Below are 19,129 nucleotides of genomic sequence, written 5' to 3'. Positions count from 1 at the left end.
TGCACTAATTATACCTTCTATTTCCATACATCCGGTAAAAATCGGGTTGGTTCAGAAGTTCTTTGAGTGTTATTTTTTTGACATGACGATGGTGAAGGCATCTAACTCCACCTTAGTTAGCGAGTGAAGTCCAAGGAGATGAATACTTGCTGGCACCCGAACTGATATTGACACCTTTAACGCCGAACAATTTACAAGCTGCCCGGATAGTTAACACCAGCCTTTACACATACATATTGAAGCTTTGATGAAAAGCTGCTATAAATATGGTACTGACTGAGGCTCTAATCCTATAGATAGCTACCAACTATCTTGCGAACTACAGCATTTTCATACGTACAATCTCTAATAAGTCAGTTACTTTCTAACTCGTTGTTTTCCAGATCATCAAGGTGATTTCCTAATTCGCTAAGACATTCCGGCGTCGGCAATTCACCGTGAATGTGAATCCAATCCTTTCCTGATCTGCTAATCGCGAAGTCCTGATTAGTAAGTTCGTTCCTAAATGTATATAGCATCTGGCCGTTTTGATTATTTAGCTTTTCGACTAACCTGCAAGAATATTCATTACCATTACTTCCACTAATCTCGAATTTAATTGTTTGTTCCATAAGATTATGACTTTACCAACACCTAAACGATTAATTACTCGTACTACTTTTTTGTTTTATAAAAAAACAATTTAAGTTCTTACTATTAAACCTTAATAGTAACAATCATGCCATTATCAAATTGACTTAATAAATGTGCATGCACCTAAATATAAATTCATGTCTAAGAAAAACTGCATTTATCCGAATTGACTACGGACAAGATGTTGGCTAAACTTAGAAAATCTTATAATAAATTAATATGACAAAGCAGGAAACTTATGCCGAAAGACAAGTTGGTCTCGATTACATCCACGTATTGAAATCTTTGAACATCAAAGAAATGGATTTTTTAGGGGACCAAAGCCAGTTTATTGCCATCATACTTTCGATTTCATATCTAAAGTTTAAAAGAAATAATTGGCTTTGCCAAAGCATTTAAAGTTAATGATGTTCTTGATCAATTATCGTAAAGAACTATTGCGGAAATCAGTCCGGTCTGGTTTTTTATTTTAAAAGGATTGTTCATGATATAGCTTGTTAAGAAATTAAAAATAACGCGTCGGTAAATGTTTATAAGACAGATTGTTTGATCAGATGGCTACCTTAAGCTGCAAAGCCGTGTTATATTTTAACTTTTTTATTGCGCGCGATCAATTTGGTGGCCAATTTGTTTTGCTGTTTTTCTTCATCACCTAGGATGATTCCCCAGGACTGCAGGCTTTCTACCCGGTCGAAAATGATCTTCAGCACAGCGATGACCGGTATAGATAAGAACATTCCCGGAATACCCCAGATCATCTCGCCGATAACGACACCCAAAACCGTCACCAGCGCGTTGATGCGCACTTTAGATCCTACAATGACCGGTAACAACACATTGCTGTCAATCAGGTGCACGATAACCAGTGTTATAATCACAAGAATTACTTTACTGGTCACTGCGGCAGTCGCAAATGTAATGACCGCGCTCAAGATCAATGCGGTCAGAATACCTATATAAGGGATGATATTGAACAGGCCGGTAATCAGCCCTAAGAGAAATGCGTATTTAATCCCCATTAAAAAGAAGGCTATACTGACAACACCAGCAACAATGGCCATTTCAATCAGAAGTCCGATAATATATTTGCGGATAATGTACTGTACCTGTTCAATAATATCGTGAACAAGCGTTTTATTATCTTCCAGGAACACGGATACCAAAAATTTCATGATCAGTTTACGGTATAGCAAGAAAAAGAAGGTGTAAATGAAGGTGAATACCAGGAATAACAGGATTGATGATAACGATAATAGTGTGGTGCCGACCACCGCTGTCCCGGAGGCCATGATCTTGCTCTTGGCATTGTCTACATAAGTTGCCTGCTTGTGTTCGTTCACATGGAAATTATTGTTAATCCAATCTTGCAGTGTGTCGATGGATTTATGTAACTGTACCTGAAACTGCGGCCAGTCATTCGCCAGATTAGAGACCTGAGAGCCAATCGCATATAAAACGAGGCCAATGGCTGAAAGCAAGAGGACAACGGAGATCATAGAAGACGCACTTCGAGGCAGCTTGACTTTAAATTCGAAGAACTGGGCTACCGGTAACAACAGGATTGAAAACAAACACGAAAAAATAAGCGGGGATAGTATTTCTTTAGCCAGTATAACGAGGTAACCGATAGCAAAAAGACTAAACAGCACACAAGCCAGCTTGATATAAAAAGGAAGATTAGTGAAATTTTTTAAGTCCATAAAGAGATGCGTTGCGTATAGCGATCGGAAGGTGAACCTTTAACACTGTACATCACTAAAAGTTTGATCCAGCAAACGTCATTAACTTACCTATTGGGGTGACCAAAGAAGAAAGAAAGTGCCAGAAGGATGCCAATGATGATCAGAAACAGACCCGCATACCGGCCTATCTTCTCCATGAGCTGTGTCGTGTAAGCATTACCGGAGGACCTGAACTCTTCGACACCAGCCGCGTTGCGCCTGTTGAACTGCCGTTTGTTGATCTGAAACCGGAGTGCGAAACCTCCTATCATGAATAGTACTGCCCAAATGATGCTCATAATTTATTTTTTACGGAGAACCTTGAATGAGAACTATTTGTTTGAACGTGTTACCGAACGATGCTCCTTAAACAGCCGGTAAATTGAATAGCTGCCGGGGATCATCGGCAATATCGCGGTCCACATCCCCGCAAAATAGTACTTGCCGGTGGCAGCGTAATAATAGTTTGGCATCTGCAGGATCTGCGTATCCTTGATCGTTCTGCTGATCGCTCGTAGATTGATTGGCTCTAATTCCGGCCGTAGCAGCGGAAAGATGAAATGGGTAAACTCGGCGACGCCGGGCCCGATGAAAATGAACCAGGCAACAAATCCGGCGATGGGCATCCGATAATAAAGCCCCAAAGTAGTGAGTGTGTAGATAGTTGGACCTACCAGGGCGAACACCAGCAAAAAGCTTCGCTCGCTCCAGGGGATGTTGAAGAGCCTGCTCATGGCCGGCCCGAATCCGGTCAGGTATTCTTCCACGATATGAATTTGTAAACCGGCAACAGTCAGGATAAACAGCGGCAACATCACAGACGGGTCAACTGGCTTTCTAAGATAGGTAAAATACCAACACACCAAGGCGACCAGGGCCGAACCGCCCACAATGATGACAGGTGGTAATCCAATTTTGAGATAGCCGGCCAAGGGCGCTGCCAGGCAAAAGATCACGGCGACCAAAAGGCTTATTTTTTGCTTCATGTTTAACGTTTGCATCGTATAGAATTTAGCTGGCAAACTTATCCGATGAAGCGTTCTTATCTTTTTACATAAGTTAAAAAATTACTTTCTTGCCCTTATCCGGCTAAGGGAAACCTGGGTAATGCCTAAATAGCTGGCCAGATCCCCCAAGGTGATTCGTTGCAGTAAAGCCGGGTTGTTCATGGCAAACCGGGCGTAGCGCTCGGCAGGGTTATTCTCCAGCATCTCGGTGATCCTTTGCATCATATGGGTCGCCGCTTTTGCTAGCAGCTTACTAAAGAACGTTTCAATACAATGGTGCCGCTGACAAAGGATCTGTAAGTCGCTATAGGAAAGTGTCGTATAAGTGGTATTCTCCAATGCTACTACCGCGTAGGCCGATGGCTGTTGGTTTTCAAAACTATCCACCACGGTAAAAAGGGTATATTCCGTAAAGAACCGCATGATAAACTCTTTGTCCTCTTTAAAGAAGAAAGTCTTGGCAAGTCCCTGGTTGATGAAGAACAAATGCCTGCAAGTATTACCGTCTTTCAACAGGTACTGCCCTTTAGGTATAGAGGTGGTCATCAGCTTTTGTTGAAGATCTGCTGTGGCGGCTTGGGTCAACTCGGTCAACACGTTACAGTATTTGATAAATTTTTCCATGATTGTGCTAGTCAAGAATATTAACAACCTATCTTTTTAACAATCCTAAAGATCAGCAAAACAATACAGTAAATTTCGGGCTATATATCATTACATTTATAAGCTAATTATCAACCCTTGAATTCAGAAACTCAATCAATAGCTCAGAATGGTAAACGTTCTTTGATAAGTAAATTATTGCTCATCCTGGGTCTGGCCATTTTGCTGGCTGGTGAAGCCTATTACGCTTATCGTCTCCATGTGCTTTCTGCACAGCAGGAGGAACTCAAAAAAGACTATTCTGCCGCCAATAATATTACTTTAGGCTTGTTCTCGGTCGAAGAGTGGCATGACGAGATAGCCGGTATTCTAAATCATCAGGTCAGGCATTTTACCTTAACCAAAAAACAAAAGGCCCAGCTGCAAAAGGAAGTAGAACAAATCATCCTGGCGCTGATCAACAAAGCCGAAGCGTTGGTTAAAAAGCCACAGAAATCTATCGGAGGAAAGATCAAATTATTTGCTGTAAAGACCTTCGTTAAAACGGACAAGATCAAGGCGCAGGTACCGTCATTTGCGCGGATGGTGATTGCCAAAGTCGATAACCCAACTAATAAAAATCAGATCAGCAAGATGGCTATGGGAAAGGTAGCTGCGCTGGAACGCACGCCCTACCTGGACAGCACCATCAAAGCCAATCATGCGATCACCGGCCGCCTGTATAAAAAATATCAGGTTACTGACCGTGATGCGTTAAATACGCGCATTGACAAGTCCCTGGATCAGATCCGTACGACCATGTATACGTACTCATCGATTATGCTTAGCATCGTGGTGGTGGTGCTGCTCCTGTGGTGGATATTTCGAAAGAACACTGCACTGCATGCCACTTTGTTCATTATGTCGCTGCTTTTTGCCTTCATCCTTTTGGGCGTAGGTCTTACCGCATCGATGATCGAGGTGGATGCCCGCATTAAGTCACTGGACTTTATGCTACTGGGTGAGCATGTCGTGTTTAAAGACCAGGTACTGTTTTTCCAAAGCAAAAGTATTATGGATGTTGTCCATGTGCTGATCAGCCAGCCCAAAGTGGATTCAATCCTGGTGGGTGTATTGATCATGGTCTTCAGTATCCTCTTTCCGATTATGAAGCTGTCGTCAACCGGCATCCATTTGCTGGGCAGGCGTAAACTGGCTGAAAATAAATTCATCAAATACTTTGCTTTCCAGTCCGGCAAATGGAGCATGGCCGATGTGATTGTGATCGCTATCCTGATGGCTTACATCGGGCTTAACGGTCTGTTGGAAGCACAGTTAGCAGTACTAAAAATCAACAGCGATCCGCTGACCATTGTCTCGACCAACAATACGGCGCTGCAACCGGGGTACATCATTTTTATCTGCTTCGTGTTGTACAGCCTGATCTTATCCACCATTCTGAAATTCATTACCCCGCATGATGCGCATCAGCCGATCAGTGCCGATGCGGTTCCAGCGGTAGATCCTTCCATAGCTGCTGCAGCTCCAACAACAGCGTCAGAGTCCACGTTTCGTGGAAGCAATATTATCGTGATCGTTGCCCTGGGTATCGTACTCGGTATCGAAGGGTTCTGCGGTTACCACCTTAGCCTGTTTTCCCGCCAGCAAGAGCAGTTGAAACAAGATTACAGCACGATCAATAATATTACGTTCGGTATTTTTTCCATTGACCGGTGGCGCGAGAAAATTATGGATGTGGTGAACGGCAGGGTCGATAACTTCAAAGTGAGCAGCCAGCAAAAAAAGGCGATGCAGGCACAGGTGGAAAAACAGTTGCACGGACTGGTTGCCAAAACTGCGAAAGAGATCAACCGGCCGCAAAAAACGTTTGCCGGCAAGCTGAAAAAGTTTGCCTTCAATCAGGTTATTGATGTGAAGGATATCCAGGCGCAGGTTCCCTCGTTCGCCCGAACGATCATTACGAAAGTAAACAGCCCGGCCAGTACCAAAAGGCTCAAAAACATTGCAACCAGTAAACTGGGACAGTTGGAGCGCCAAACCTATGACAGCACCGGGGAGGCGCAAGTGGCGTTGGCTAAAGCCATGTACCACAAATACCAGGTAAAGAGCACGACCGAGCTTAATACTAAACTTACCCGTAAGCTGGAATACATTCGTACCGTCAGTTACCACTATGCCTACATCATGTTTGGCTGCGTAGTGCTCGTGACGGCATTATGGTGGCTGCTTCGCCGTAAGGCACACTTGCAAACCGCGCTGTTCATCCTTTCCCTGCTCATCGCATTGGTGCTCTTAGGAGTTGGGGTAACCTCTTCCATCATTGAAGTAGACGCGCGCATGGGCAGCATGAGCTTTATGCTGCTGGGGGAAAAGCTGGGTTTCGAGAACCAGGTACTTTTTTACCAGAATAAGAGTTTGCTGGAAGTGATCCAGGTTTTGGTAGCGCAGCCTAAACCGGATGCTATACTGGTAGGTATATTGTTGTTCGTGTTTGTGATCGTATTACCCATCCTGATCTTGATCGCTGCAGGCCTGCATGTGCTGGGCAATGAGCGTTTGGCGGAAAACAAGGTTGTCAAATACCTGGCCTTCGAGTCAGGCAAATGGAATATGGCTGATGTGATGGTGGTGGGTATTGCCATGACGTATATCGGATTGAACGGTATCTTGAAAAGCCAGCTCGGGGGTCTGAATATTCATAACGATATGCTGACCACAGTTACCACTAACAATTCATCCCTGCAACCCGGATTCCTGGTTTTTGCAGCTTATGTGATCTATGAAATTGTTTTGGGCAGGATGCTGAAGCAGATCACTGCCAGGTCCTCCAATCAACATTAGAAGATTGACTTGAGTGGTGACCTGTAAAATAATTTTGGCGGATCAATCGTCTTTTGGGATCTGCAATTCCCTGAAAAATATCTGTTCGTCTTATCATCATGCAATCATTTTGCTTGCAAAATATTTTTAATAAATCATCTAATGATATCATCGAGATCGACACTCATTGATGCAAAGCCTTTGATTTTGCAGAAGTGAATTCTATCTATTAGATAATTTAAAAAATCACTAAGTTTATATCAGTATCAACGTCAAGACACTTGCATGGGAAAGCTAAAAACCTACTGGTACTTATTGGGACTGTTGGTCAGAGGCTACCGGGAGGAAAACATTAACAAGGAACAATACCTGCTGCAGGTTTTAAGGACAACAAATAATCCAGAACTGTTTAAACAAATCTGTGTGATACTCCAACACGCAGGTAGCTTGTTCTGCATTCCCACCTTAATGGCCTATTCCCGGAACGAAAGTTATAAAGGCTTAAGCTCAGTTGATGCCATAGAAGGGATCAAACGTCGGGTAATTAAAGAAGAACTAGCGGAATTGGAAGCGTTCTTTACTTACGAATACTGGCAACCAACATGGATTGTACCGAAAGAAAAATTCATTAGCTATGTCGCCTGCTTATCCGGTATCCTTTCAAAAGAGCACTTATTCGATAAGGATGTGATGCAGTATATGGCAACCGCGCTACTTCGGGAAATAAAAATAAACCTGACGCCCTACCATTCATTCAAAGAACTGTTCTTATGCACACCGGACTGGGACGCCGGTGAAGATGTTAAAAGGGTGCTGGCCGATGTGAATGACGATCTGGTCATTGGAAATGCGCTTGCTGAAACCACGATCACGATACACCCTGACCGCCAATTGGAGGAGAACCTGCTAAATATGCGTGCAGACTTTCTGTTGACCAGGCTTAACCTGAATGTAGATTATGCGGAATTTCATTACTTGCTTAAAGCTGCCAGTGTACTGAATCGCCGGTAAATGAGCCTTGAAGGTTAAAAAAAATAAAAAAAGCCCTTTGGGCTTCTCCTTTAACCCGCCGGTTCCGGCTCGTGAACTACAGCCATAATGTAATCGGCAGCTTTCTGCGCTTGTCCTGCGGCTTTCAGGATTAACGTCTTATCATTCTTTAACGCTTTCAACCAACCTTGCAGGTAAGCCGCGCTGTTCCGGATGGTCTGTTGCTGTATCCCGGTAATGGCATATAAGAATGCCGCAGTGAGTTCTGCCGTTAGCTCTTCCCTAGAATAAGGCTCACTGCCGTATTTGCTGGGCTGGGTGATCTCGTTACGGCTTAGACGACTTTCATGGCCTGTGCTATGCGCCAGTTCGTGAAACAAGGCACAGTAGTATTCCTCGCTGCTGTCAAATCGGGCGATGTTCGGCACTGCTACCAAATCTTTTAGCGGGTAATAAACCGGGGACTGGCCGTTCAGGTTCAATTGTGGCCGGTTTGGCATATCTTCAATGATCTGCTCACAGGCGGCTATCTTTTCGGCATCCGACCTGAACAACGCTTCGACTTTTGGAAACTCAATGCCCTCGGTCTGGTCAATGTTAAACACGGTATGTACCTTGGGCACCATCCTGGTTTGTGGTGAAGCGCTGTCACCATCTGTTGATTGGTCTGCTGCGGCATCATCCAATCCTTTGACCTTAATACTCGCCCAGTAGGTGATCTTAGTGCCTTTCTCACCTTTCTTAATGGTGCCGCCTAAGTCCTGCGCCTGTTTGAAGGTAATGTAATACGGCATACTGTAGCCCTTCAGCATCGTGTGGAAATTGAGCCAGAAGACATTCCAGCCCCGGTAGCTGATCCCGGTCGTTACGTTTATCGGGAAGCCAACGTGGTTCCAGCTGCAACGCCATACAATGTTGCCAGCTTCCATTTGCTCAATAACTGCGTCTGTTACTTCCTGATAGGTGTCCTTGAAATTTTTAGTAGTTGCCATAACCTTAAAGTTTTAATGCGTAAATAATTAATTATGGCTGCCACCCCGCCTGCAGGACGCAATAAGGGCAAGGTGGAGATCCTAAAAATGCGGAGGCTCCCGGAGGAACGGAGGGATACCCATTTTTTGGATACGACCTTGATTCCGATAAAAAAACAAATCAACAGCACCCGTTTGCGGACTGACGGGCGAACTTTGCGGCAAATGATTAATGCTTACGTCCCTCTGCTATTTCGCTGCGGATTGCATTGCCTGCCGGCTAATTACAAAACATGATAGCCATCCATCAAGAGCTATGCGAAAGAATGGAGCATAGTCCTGTTCGATCCGGGAAAGCGGTTGAGGAATGAGTTCAGGAATAACGAAACGGCTTTACTGCGAAAATGATTAAAGAAGATATCCTATCCCATACTTATCTATTCTAAATTTTCGCCTCCGGATCTGAGCTTGAGGAACTGATCCAGCATAATGGTATGTTCGTGCATCCGGAGGAGGATATCGAATGATCCAAAGTAGGTAAGGATGGTGCTTTCCGGTAGCTGTGCCAATTTGCAGAGGTTCGGCGCGGTGAGCGCTTCATAACCTTTCTCCAGCACCAGCAGATCTATAGCGATTCTGAAACGGTGCCAGACCTTAAAAAACTCGGTTTTCGGGATAGCTGCGGCGGGATTTTTTTTCATGGTTGAAACGGCTATGTTATTTTCTAAGCTAAAATAACGCACATTTTGAAGCGAAGTGGTGACATGCCCCATATTTCCTTTTCCTGATGCGCCGGATACATTTCAAAAAAGCTTAAAGAGGCTTCATAAACGTCAGGCAGAACTGGTGGATTTAAAAAAGGGCCGGAAAAGATCCGGCCCTGATCACTACTGCAAAAAGGAAAGCTAATTCTACAGGTGAGCCATGGAGATGGCTACATCCGAACACCCTGCCTTTGTTCCAGTTGTTGTTCCTTACCCTGATTTTGACCTTTGCTGTTGGTTAATTCAGCGGAGGGTTTTTCAAACTGTTCACGTTTTTGACGGCTGCCCTTTTCATTAAAGAAGTCCAGTTTGCCATAACGCGGTACCGCTTCCGCCAATACTTTGATGTCCTTGTTCTCCGGCCCTTTAACGGTAAGCTCCACCCGGTCACCCTGCCTCATGGCATTCATGATGACTTCCTTTTTGGCCGGATCGGACAATTCCCTGATCTGATATTGACTCAAGGTCTTTTCCAGGTCGAATCCAAAGGAAGGGTCGTAGAACTGTTTGAACTTATGGTTGCCGAAATCGTCTTTCTTTTGATCAAAGTCCAGCCTGATCCAGGCTTTATAAGGCTCGCCGTCCCTGGTAAGCATATTGTCACGGTGAACGGTGCGGTTTTGCACCAAGTTGGCCGCCTGCCGGGCGCTAAACCCTTGTCCTTCCTTGATATAAAAGGTTTGTTTGACCGCCGGGCTGAAGTAAGCAGGCCGGAACTGTTTGTCAATAAAATTGACGGTGCCTTTTTCCTTGCTGGCTAAAAGTTGTTTGCTGTCGGCATTTTCACCCATCGCCAGTTCGCTGGTCCCTTTCTCTTTTTTAAAAAAATCAATGGCCTCGTTCGGGTTATCGAAGGTTTTAACCAGTGGGTTCTTTTTGTCTTTCTCATTTTCGGAGATGACCATATACTGCTGGCCCGGCACGGTAGGCGGCACTTTGCCTGCCGTGACCTCATACTTATTCAACGTATAGAAATCCGATTGGTTGGATTTCCGAAAGTGGAGGGTCATGTCCACCAGCCCCTTATCACCCGGAAACTGATCATTCAGGGTAAAGTGGCCCGGCAAGGGCTTCATGTGTTTTTCAAGCTCATCCGCGACTTTGGGATTAAAGCCCAGAGCTTTGAGCTCTTTTTTCAGGTCATCCAGGTTATTCAAATTCATGGTCCGTGAGATTTGTGGGGTGGTCACCCCGGTTAATGATTCAGTGATTTGTTTGTTGGGCATAACGCTACCCAGGTCTTTGATGATGGTTCTGATGGCATCGGCCAAAGGCATTGCCTTTGTAAACTCCCAGTGAGCGGCCAGCGTGATGCCATCCCTGAGCAGCCGGGCTTCATAGCTGGTCAGTTCCATCCGGCTGCCATTAAACCGATAATCCAGGCGGAAGGCCAGATTTCCAAAGGAAAATCGCCCACCAGCGAAGAGGCTTTGACGGTAGTCGCCGCGCCGGTTCAGTTCAGCCATCCGGCGTAAGCCACGTTCCAGTTCCACCGGATCAAAGCCGAGTTTAGCCGCATCCTGTACCGCATCGCGTATACTGTGGGGATACATGGCTAGGAGACAATTATTTTCCGGGCTGGTTATTCCGCAGCAATACCGGGTAGCCTGTCTGAAGCTTCACCTTGATGCGTTTGATCTTCTTGCTGAACAGGCTCTTTGCGGTTTCGATGCCGGCTCCTGCCGCCTGCGTGGCCAGGGTCTGATCCATGGGCATAAAGGTCATGCTTTGCAGTGCATTGCTGCTGCCCGTACCTGCCGCTTCAGCCAGCTCGGCTTCCGGTGCATCGATGCCGGCAAGGCCGTCCAGCGAGAAAACGGTCAGGTCAACCGGGATAATGGCGTTACCAATGCGGATATTTTTGATGTTCAGCAGTAGGCGCTGGTTGACCAGGGTACAGTTGCCAAAGAGTGCCTGACCTTTATCCAGCAGGATCCCGTTCAGGCGCATGGTATCCTGTAAGCGCAGTTTGACGATGCCGCCTTGTAATACCTTTTGATCGCCATCTATGGCGGCGGGAACGGCTTTGAATAAAGTGTCCTGTATAGGTGGCGGTAACTCCTGTTTGAACTTTTCCCGGGCCAGCTCAGGGTTCTGAATGGCTTGGATCTTGTCCAGCATTTCGGAAAGCTGCTGCATCTCCGGATCTTCGGTTTGATTATCCTGAACTGACCGGATAATTTTTTCCAGTTTTTCGGATTCTCGACTGCTTGCCGAGGCAAGAACCGGGGGGGCAACCGGTTTGGCTACCGGCTCCGGCTGCTCCAGTTGCTGCCTGATCTGCGCGAGCTTACGGCTGATCTGTACTTCATCAGCCGATGAGGAAGGAGCACTCTCGGTGGCAGAACGAAGGGTATCTATAGCCAAACTACCGGAGACCGACGCATCATTCCGTTGCAGTGCACTTGCCGAATCCCGGGCCGCCTGGTCATACAAGCTGAATTTATCCTGCGGCTTGTCATCTTTAAACTGCGCTTCCGGCAATTCGGTATTGATCCCTTTGCCGGAGGCAAGCTGATCCGCGGCTTTGCCTTTCCCGCCGCCCAAGGCCCAGAAGCCCAGCGTTAGAAAAGGTAAGATCAATATGGGGAGTGCCAGGAAAAACTTTTTTTGTTTTTCGAGCTGTTCAGTTGAATGCATTTTCATGTAAAATCATTTAAGGTGAGTGGATAGTAAGATCAATGGTAAGCCTGGATCAGGAGCCAAATACTGCCCCCGCCAAAGAGCAGGCAGATCAGCAAAAGCAGGATCAGTTTAGAGGCTCGGTTCCAGTGCTGCGTTTTCCGGTTCAAATAAAGGGCAACTTGCGTTTGCCTGCGCTCCAGGGTTTGTTCCAGGTAAAAGATCATCCGGTTCCGTCTTGCCGGGCGGGATCGCTGATGTCCTGTCTTCATATCAAGGGGTGTTGGTTTTGAGGTCCTTGTTCTCCAGGGTCTCCCAATTCTGGATCAGTAAGCCATGCGGGTTATTGTCCGAGCGGGACACGTTGCGTAAATAGCCTTGCGTGACCAGGCTGCGCGTCACGGTAGAAGTCGCACGGATCAGTTGCTCGGTGGCAAAGCATTTAAAGTAATAGGGATAGCGGTCCATATTCAGAGATATGCTGTCCACTTCAACCTGCTGGCTGATATTGCCGGAGATCAAATTAGCGAAATAGCCGGATTCTTTAAGATTGTTGTAAGCCGTTTTAGCTGAACCGTCGGCCAGGTAAAGGGCTTTAGTGATATTGGCCTGAATAACCTTTTCATCAGGATCAAGCGTAAAAAAGTGTTGGTGAAACATTTTAATATGGTCCCGGATCTCTACGGGAACGTTATCCCGGCGATCTGCGGCAAATGCCTCCAGTGCCTTACCGTTGGCTAAGATATAAATGTGGTTGCGGTCACGCGCCGAACTCTGGTAGCTCTGGTAGATCGCAAAGCAGGAGATCAGCAGGCAGGCCAAAATGAGCAGGTAACTGAATAGCTTGATATGCTTAAAAGCGGTATCGATATTTTTGAGTTGTGTGAACATAAGTTGTCTGATTAGCTGTTTCCGGATAATTTGTCTTGCTGATAGGAGCTGGCACCGTTGCTGCGGTAGCCCTCCATAAAATGCCCCGGCGCATTGACCAGGTTTTGGGCGCCTTGCGCCATCCTGGATCCAACTGCGGAAGCAGCCGAAGCGCCGGTGCTGATCACGGTACTGGCAGTACCTGCGCTGATCACGTTCACGCGTTGCAGCATCCCGTTACCGCCATGGGCATGGACGATAAAGTTGGCCACCGTCGGCACCGAGAAATAGCCCACGATGCCAATGATCAGAAAGATCAGATAAGCGGTGTCGGTGGAACTGAAATAGGTGTCGCCCTGGCTTTGGATCTGCGAGATGTCCAGGCGGATCATGTTTTCCTGTACCTTGCCAATGATGCAGCCGAATATATTGGCTACCGGCAGCCACATGAAAATATTGACATACCGGGCCAGCCACTGGCTCAGGCTATGCTGGAAACCGTCGAAGACGGCTAGCCCAAATACCAATGGCCCCAGGATGGCCAGCACGATCAGAAAGAACGTACGTATGGTATTGATACATAGGGAGGCCGCCGTATACAGCACTTCCAGCAGCTGGGATAACCACTGCTTGATACTGTTCCGGAAATCATAGTTCTGCTTGGCAAGCCAGAACTTAACGTCATTTCCGATGCCGTCCAGAAAGCCCTCGTTCTCGCGGTCAGGATCATCTGGATGCGTATATTTATACCATTTATCCTGGTCCCCATTTCCATTTTCGCCAACATACATCTGGTAGGCGGAGGATTGCTTGATGGCGGCTTCTTTCTGTTTCAGTAAGGCTGCGATAGCGGTATTGCTGTTTTGCACCATATGGCCTGTGGCGCTGACGACCGGTTGTAATATGCCATTCATCAGGCTCAGCACGCCCGGGAACAACATGATCGCTATGCCTAGGGCAAAAGGGCGGAGCAGCGGATAAAATTCCAGCGGCTCTGCGTTGGCGATCTGTCGCCAGACCCGTGAAGCTATAAACCAAAGGGCTGCAAACCCTGCGATTCCTCTTGCCGCCCCGATGAGCTGACTGCAAAGGGGGATCATCTGGCTATAGACCGTATCCAGCACGGGCTGCATGCCTTTCAAGTCATCGGCCAGGCCCTGGGCACTGCATATAGCGGGAAATAGAAGTAAAAAGCCTACGCCTCCCAGCGCCCTGAAAGCGAAGCTTCTGAGCGGTAGCGATATGGGGATGTTTTTCATGGTTTAAACAGTTTTTTCAGGTGATCGATGTCATTTTGTTCGTTCAGTCGCTGCATTTGCAGCAGGCTGGTCCGCCGGTTGAAGCTCCGGAGAAATTGCAACTGGTCATGGGTGTCCCCATACAGGCGATCAATGGCCCGGAGGCGTTCGTCATCACTCATCCGGAGCTTGGAGGCGGTCAGCACATCAGTCAGTTCATTTAGATTACGCAGGGCCGCTTTGGTTAGACCAGCATAGACCTGCGTCAGGTAATTTAGCTCCGCAGCGTTGAACCTGCCACTGCCGGTAAACCGGCTTTTGGCCCCTTTATATTCCGAAAGGATACTGGCCTGGTCAGCGAGGAGATCCGCGACCCTTGCATATTTCTTGATCTCGGGGTTGACCTGCAGGAGCCCGTCCAGAAAGACCTGGTGCAAACTGAAATTACCCTGCGTCAGGTCTTTGACCTGTCCGTATCCCTCATCAAGGATCGTATAACCCCGCTGCATATCCGACAAGATCGCTTTAAACTGGGTCAGCTTTTCTACGTTCAACAGCAATTGCTGGATCTCCTGGGATTGGGCACGGCTGGTGTGATAAGCCAGCGTAGCCCAAAGAAGCAGGCCTAAATATCTAAGGTATGGCATACAGCCTCCTTTCCGTTTGAATCTCCGCTTGCTGCCCTTGCATCTGCCCTGATAGTATTTTCACCTGGTTGCCAAAAGCCAGGGTGAACGCGTATCTTTCTTTCATGCTCGCATAAAGTTGGTCCAGGCGTTCGATCCGTTCATCATCGGTCATTTCTGCTTTACCGGAGGTCATGACCAATTGAAGCTGGTCGATATCCCGGCTGCATTCCTGTAACACTTTTTGCCGGACCGCTGTAATATAGGCCTGTTGGCTGGCAACCGGTCCGGTCAAGGCGGCTAGCTGGTCAAATTGGCCCGGAATCGCGCTGGCATACCGGAAGATTTCCAAAGCTTTCGGATCATTCTGGATCAGTGGCTTAACGGCTTTAAGCGACGCGTAATAGGCTGCATGCAGGCTCCACTCTTTACCGGTCCAGGCAGTGACGCTGCCCAGGCCCTGCTGCGTGAGCTGGTAGCCCTGCCGTACATAGCCGCCGTAGACCTGCAAAGCCACGATCTGCTGCTGCAGGTATTTAAGCTGGGTTTTTCTCTGGATCCACCATTCGGCAAAAGTTTGGGCCTGCACAGTGGAGGAAAGGAGGATAAAAACCAGTCCAACCCCAACCCTTCCTGGAAGGGAGGGATTTTGGGATCCTTTATTCAGGTAAGCCATAATATTTTTTGAGGGTTAAAATTTCATGTTCACTTTGTGCGCGCTGCAGGCTGAGGATATAGTTCTGGTTATTGTACTGCCGGAGGTCATTGCAGTTGGTGTCAATGCGGTCGGCAGCTTTGTTGATGAGCTCGATCCGCCGGGCGTCCGTCATCTGCGTTTTGAAAGCGCTGACGATGACCAGGATCTCGTCCAGGTTTTTCACGCTCTCCTGCAAAATGCCGTTGTAGACTTTTTGCATTGCAGACAATTCCGCTGCGCTGAAATGCCGGTCCTGCCGGAGCAGCCCCCAGGCCTGATGGTATTCACCGATCAGTGCGGCTTGTTTTTCGGTAATATGCCGGATCCGTTCATAATAAGCAATGAGCGATCTGACCTTCCACAATTCGTCGTAATACTGCCCGTACAGTTCTTTTTGCTTTGCTGACCAACCGGAAATTTCCTCCAGCTTAAGCTTGGACAGCTGGTTCTCCAATGCCTTTTGTGCATTCTGCAGCCAGATGGTTTTGTTTTGCATCCGCTGGACCTGGAGATCTACGGCTTTGATCACTTTGGTGATGGCGGCCTTGATGACCTCTGCGATCGCCAGTTGGGCATCAGCCTCTTTGGGTAGCGTCACAAACAGCGTCATCGCTGAAAGCGGTAGGATGACCATATAATTTTTCATGATGTTGATGGATTGGTTAAGGACATTGCGTAATAGCTGTTGAGTTTTCATAAGCCCCCCTTACCCCCGAAAGGGAAATGATGATTGGTGAATAAGACAGTTGATTCTTTTCGGACCGGTCAGGACGGTTTCCCGGGTATAGCGGCCTCCCGGGCCACGATGGCGGCGATGGCTTTTTCCACACTGCCGAACTGCAGCGCCAATTCCTGCACTTTGGCTTTTTCAGCAGCTTCGGTCGTATAGGCCCAGTACGCTTCCGGTGACACCTCGGTACGGTACACCTTGCTGTATTGCCCACCCAGGCTGATAAAGACCTCCTTGTATTTTTTGCCGGGTTCGTTCGCCTTGTTCATCGACAGGATCATGGCTTTTTCTTTTTCCGTCAGTCCGAGCAGGTCCTGTACGTCATCGAACTTGTTCTGGTATTTGCTTTGGTCGAGCAGGATCTTACAATCGGAATTGTTGATGATGGCCTGTTTGATAATGGGTGAGCTGAGAATGTCCTCAACCTCCTGGGTAACCACGATGGCCTCGCCGAAGAACTTCCGGACCGTTTTGAACAGGTAGCGAATATAATCGGCCATACCTTCCTTGGCGATCGCTTTCCAGGCCTCCTCAATGAGGATTACCTTTCGCGTACTTTTCGGTAGCTTCCGCATCTTGGAAATAAATACTTCCATAATGATGATGGTCACCACGGGAAAGAGGATCTCGTGCGATTTAATGTTGTCCAGCTCGAAGACAATGAAACGCTCATTTAAGAGGTCCAGGTTCTCAGTGGCATTCAGGAGGTAGTCGTATTCCCCGTTATGGTAGTAAGGGTTGAGCACATAGAGGAAATTCCCAATATCAAAATCCTTTTCGGCAACATTACCATCTCGGAGGACCTGCAAGTATTCCTGCATTAAAAAATCATAGAAGGAATTAAATCCGGGGAACAAATCCGGATGCTTGTTCAGGTGTGCGTAGTACAGCGTAATGGCATTGGAAATAGCCACGTACTCGGAACGGGTATAGCCCTCGTTGTCCTTTTTCCATAGCGCCAGCAGCAAGGTTTTCAGGCTTTCTTTTTTTTCAATGTCGAGCACTTCGCCCTTGGCAATAAAGAACGGGTTAAACCTTATGGGGCTATCCTCGCTATACGTAAAATAATAACCGCCCGCCAGCTCACAAAGTCCCTGGTAGCTATGGCCGACATCCACGATCACCACATGGCTGTCCTGTTCATAATAACCGTTATTGAGATGATTGGTAAAGAAGGACTTCCCGCTGCCGCTAGGTCCCAGGATCATCTTATTGCGGTTGGTGATATACCCTTTCTGCATGGGTTCATCCGAGAGGTCAGCATTCACCGGGCGACCGGAAAGCCGGTCACCCAGGCGGATGCCAAACGGGCTGGGTGAAGAACGGTAGTTCGTTTCGACATTAAGAAAACAGGTCGCCTGCTCCAGAAAAGTATCGAACGTGTCGTTGAGTGGAAAATCTGCGGCATTGCCCGGGATGCCGGCCCACCAGATCTGGGGTGCGCCATCGCTTTCCTGCCGGGCTACGGCATCCATCTGCGCCATGGCCGAACCCACTTTGTTACGGATCTCCTGCATACCTTCCGGGTGATCGGTCCAGGCCAGGACATTAAAGTGGGCTTTGACCGGCAGCCTTTGTTCGCTGATCGCTTCATTCAAAAAATCTGCGGTCGCATCCCTGGCGATGGCATTCTCCCGGCTGTAAGCGGACAGGGATTGCAGGCGCAGTCTTTTCTTTTCCAGCGCTTTCATCGTTCGTTGGGTGTCTCCGATGAAAATGTACTGGTTGTAACAATGGTTACAGTCCAGTAACAGTCCGAGTGGCGAAGCGAAACCGATGCTGAACTTGGTCTTGTCCGTACTGTACTTGTCATAGTTGACCCGGCTGCCGCAAAGCGAGGGCAGGTCTTCGACATCGGACAAAGCAAACAGCTGGCAATGGTCGGTGCCGACCCGGATGCCCTCTTTCAGGTGGATATCTTTGAGCATAGGGCGCTCGCTTTCCCCTTGCAGGAACAGGTATTGTTCCAGGAGCCCGGCCTTTTTTTCGGTACCGGCCAGTTCATCGTCGGTGAGGCGGTGCAGGGTAACATAGCCGCTGTCTGCCAGGATTCGTTCAAAAGCCCCGGCCTTTTCCAAAAAGTCCTGGAAAAGCATGGTATTGGTGGTTTGTTTAGGGACGACCGACCTGCGCATCAGGCCCGAGTAGCCGCTGCTTGCCACTTTGCGATCATCCGGCTTTTTAGTAACCAGCATATAACAGCAATGGTCCAGGTAAGGCCGCCCCTCAAAAAACCGTTCACTGGCTGCGCCCAGGAAACTCTGGCCGGTACCCGGCGCGCCGTGGTATTGCGCTTTCCGGAAGACGTCCATCTGGTGATAGACGCTGTTTTGCGGCAAGATCCGGATCGCTTTGATCAGGGCATGGTGGAAGGCTTCGTAATCACTGGCAGAACTTGTAAAGATCTCCGGCAAGTCTACCCGCCAGGCCAGGGTGATATCGCCCTGCATGGACAGGATACAGTCGTTCTCTACTTTATAAATGGGCAGGATCTTTTCAATGTTTACCATGATCGTGTGCTTTAAGATGAATAAATAGCTTGCGGGAGCGAAATTTCAGATAGACAGGTAAGCTGCGCCGGGCACCTTTTTTCAGTAGCCCGTATTGCCCATAGCGGTGACTCAGCCGGAAAATAGTGACCAGCATCGCGGTAGCCAGTCCGGCAATTAAGATCAGGCAGAGGTAAGCATTGACACCACTGATGTAGAGGATGGCATACAGGATGAGCAGGCCCACCAAACCACCGGCCAGGTAGCCGATGTACTGCGCCTTCAAACCATGAAACTCGATGGGTTTGTTGATGCCCTTGTTGATATGATAAATGCTCGACATTTGGC

At 47.7% G+C, this 19,129-nt stretch carries 19 protein-coding genes; 4 read left to right on the top strand and 15 right to left on the bottom strand.

Annotated features, from left to right (window positions below; translation table 11 throughout):
* Positions 1-852: 852 nt before the first annotated feature.
* Complete coding sequence (locus ABDD95_RS20450) at positions 853-1,032, top strand: hypothetical protein (RefSeq protein WP_345949212.1); 180 nt, start codon at positions 853-855, stop codon at positions 1,030-1,032.
* A gap of 182 nt (positions 1,033-1,214) precedes the next feature.
* On the opposite strand, the gene ABDD95_RS20445 is transcribed toward ABDD95_RS20450, so the two are convergent.
* Entirely contained in the window at positions 1,215-2,333 is a 1,119-nt protein-coding gene (locus tag ABDD95_RS20445) for an AI-2E family transporter (RefSeq protein ID WP_345949211.1), read from the bottom strand.
* A gap of 98 nt (positions 2,334-2,431) precedes the next feature.
* Between ABDD95_RS20445 and ABDD95_RS20440 the strand changes: the two genes are divergently transcribed.
* The gene (locus ABDD95_RS20440; RefSeq protein WP_345949210.1) at positions 2,432-2,632 is read left to right on the top strand and encodes a hypothetical protein; all 201 of its coding nucleotides are present in this window, start codon (positions 2,432-2,434) and stop codon (positions 2,630-2,632) included.
* 54 nt (positions 2,633-2,686) lie between these two features.
* Here the strand turns inward: ABDD95_RS20440 and ABDD95_RS20435 are convergent, their stop codons facing one another.
* The gene (locus ABDD95_RS20435; RefSeq protein ID WP_345949209.1) at positions 2,687-3,340 is read right to left on the bottom strand and encodes a hypothetical protein; all 654 of its coding nucleotides are present in this window, start codon (positions 3,338-3,340) and stop codon (positions 2,687-2,689) included.
* 81 nt (positions 3,341-3,421) lie between these two features.
* On the bottom strand, positions 3,422-3,985 hold the full coding sequence (locus ABDD95_RS20430) for a Crp/Fnr family transcriptional regulator (protein ID WP_345949208.1): 564 nt from the start codon (positions 3,983-3,985) through the stop codon (positions 3,422-3,424).
* Between the two features lie 162 nt (positions 3,986-4,147).
* Between ABDD95_RS20430 and ABDD95_RS20425 the strand changes: the two genes are divergently transcribed.
* Together ABDD95_RS20425 and ABDD95_RS20420 are read left to right on the top strand one after the other, a co-directional pair.
* Positions 4,148-6,805, top strand: coding sequence for a paraquat-inducible protein A (locus tag ABDD95_RS20425; protein WP_352432917.1), 2,658 nt, complete (start codon positions 4,148-4,150; stop codon positions 6,803-6,805).
* Between the two features lie 264 nt (positions 6,806-7,069).
* Positions 7,070-7,795, top strand: a complete 726-nt coding sequence (locus ABDD95_RS20420; protein WP_345949206.1) for a hypothetical protein — start codon at positions 7,070-7,072, stop codon at positions 7,793-7,795.
* 50 nt (positions 7,796-7,845) lie between these two features.
* Here ABDD95_RS20420 and ABDD95_RS20415 read toward each other — a convergent pair whose 3' ends face one another.
* From ABDD95_RS20415 to ABDD95_RS20360, 12 genes are all read right to left on the bottom strand, one after another.
* The gene (locus ABDD95_RS20415) at positions 7,846-8,766 is read right to left on the bottom strand and encodes a zincin-like metallopeptidase domain-containing protein (protein ID WP_345949205.1); all 921 of its coding nucleotides are present in this window, start codon (positions 8,764-8,766) and stop codon (positions 7,846-7,848) included.
* Between the two features lie 416 nt (positions 8,767-9,182).
* Positions 9,183-9,446, bottom strand: a complete 264-nt coding sequence (locus tag ABDD95_RS20410; RefSeq protein WP_345949204.1) for a hypothetical protein — start codon at positions 9,444-9,446, stop codon at positions 9,183-9,185.
* 233 nt (positions 9,447-9,679) lie between these two features.
* Positions 9,680-11,062 carry a hypothetical protein gene (locus tag ABDD95_RS20405; protein WP_345949203.1) on the bottom strand — a complete coding sequence of 461 codons (1,383 nt, stop codon included), beginning with the start codon at positions 11,060-11,062 and terminating at the stop codon, positions 9,680-9,682.
* Positions 11,063-11,075: 13 nt separating this feature from the next.
* Positions 11,076-12,155: a conjugative transposon protein TraM gene (gene traM, locus ABDD95_RS20400; RefSeq protein WP_345949202.1), complete on the bottom strand. Its 1,080-nt coding sequence runs from the start codon at positions 12,153-12,155 to the stop codon at positions 11,076-11,078.
* Positions 12,156-12,187: 32 nt separating this feature from the next.
* A complete protein-coding gene (locus ABDD95_RS20395) occupies positions 12,188-12,403 on the bottom strand; it encodes a hypothetical protein (RefSeq protein WP_345949201.1) in 216 nt (71 codons plus the stop codon).
* Between the two features lies 1 nt (position 12,404).
* Positions 12,405-13,022 carry a conjugative transposon protein TraK gene (gene traK, locus ABDD95_RS20390; protein ID WP_345949200.1) on the bottom strand — a complete coding sequence of 206 codons (618 nt, stop codon included), beginning with the start codon at positions 13,020-13,022 and terminating at the stop codon, positions 12,405-12,407.
* Between the two features lie 11 nt (positions 13,023-13,033).
* Positions 13,034-14,260: a conjugative transposon protein TraJ gene (gene traJ / locus ABDD95_RS20385; RefSeq protein ID WP_345949199.1), complete on the bottom strand. Its 1,227-nt coding sequence runs from the start codon at positions 14,258-14,260 to the stop codon at positions 13,034-13,036.
* Positions 14,257-14,886, bottom strand: coding sequence for a TerB family tellurite resistance protein (locus tag ABDD95_RS20380; RefSeq protein ID WP_345949198.1), 630 nt, complete (start codon positions 14,884-14,886; stop codon positions 14,257-14,259). The genes traJ and ABDD95_RS20380 overlap by 4 nt, the downstream gene beginning before the upstream one ends.
* On the bottom strand, positions 14,873-15,541 hold the full coding sequence (locus ABDD95_RS20375) for a hypothetical protein (protein ID WP_345949197.1): 669 nt from the start codon (positions 15,539-15,541) through the stop codon (positions 14,873-14,875). The genes ABDD95_RS20380 and ABDD95_RS20375 overlap by 14 nt, the downstream gene beginning before the upstream one ends.
* Entirely contained in the window at positions 15,525-16,259 is a 735-nt protein-coding gene (locus tag ABDD95_RS20370) for a conjugal transfer protein TraI (protein WP_345949196.1), read from the bottom strand. Before ABDD95_RS20370 ends, ABDD95_RS20375 begins: the two co-directional genes overlap by 17 nt.
* Before the next feature lie 68 nt (positions 16,260-16,327).
* Positions 16,328-18,802, bottom strand: a complete 2,475-nt coding sequence (locus ABDD95_RS20365; protein ID WP_345949195.1) for a TraG family conjugative transposon ATPase — start codon at positions 18,800-18,802, stop codon at positions 16,328-16,330.
* Entirely contained in the window at positions 18,789-19,124 is a 336-nt protein-coding gene (locus ABDD95_RS20360) for a DUF4133 domain-containing protein (RefSeq protein WP_345949194.1), read from the bottom strand. Before ABDD95_RS20360 ends, ABDD95_RS20365 begins: the two co-directional genes overlap by 14 nt.
* Positions 19,125-19,129 lie beyond the last annotated feature (5 nt).

It is taken from the genome of Mucilaginibacter sp. PAMB04274, from assembly GCF_039634385.2.
GTDB lineage: Bacteria > Bacteroidota > Bacteroidia > Sphingobacteriales > Sphingobacteriaceae > Mucilaginibacter.
The sequence above is the reverse complement of the archived record's forward strand: the minus strand, read 5'-3'. Positions and strand labels throughout refer to the sequence as shown.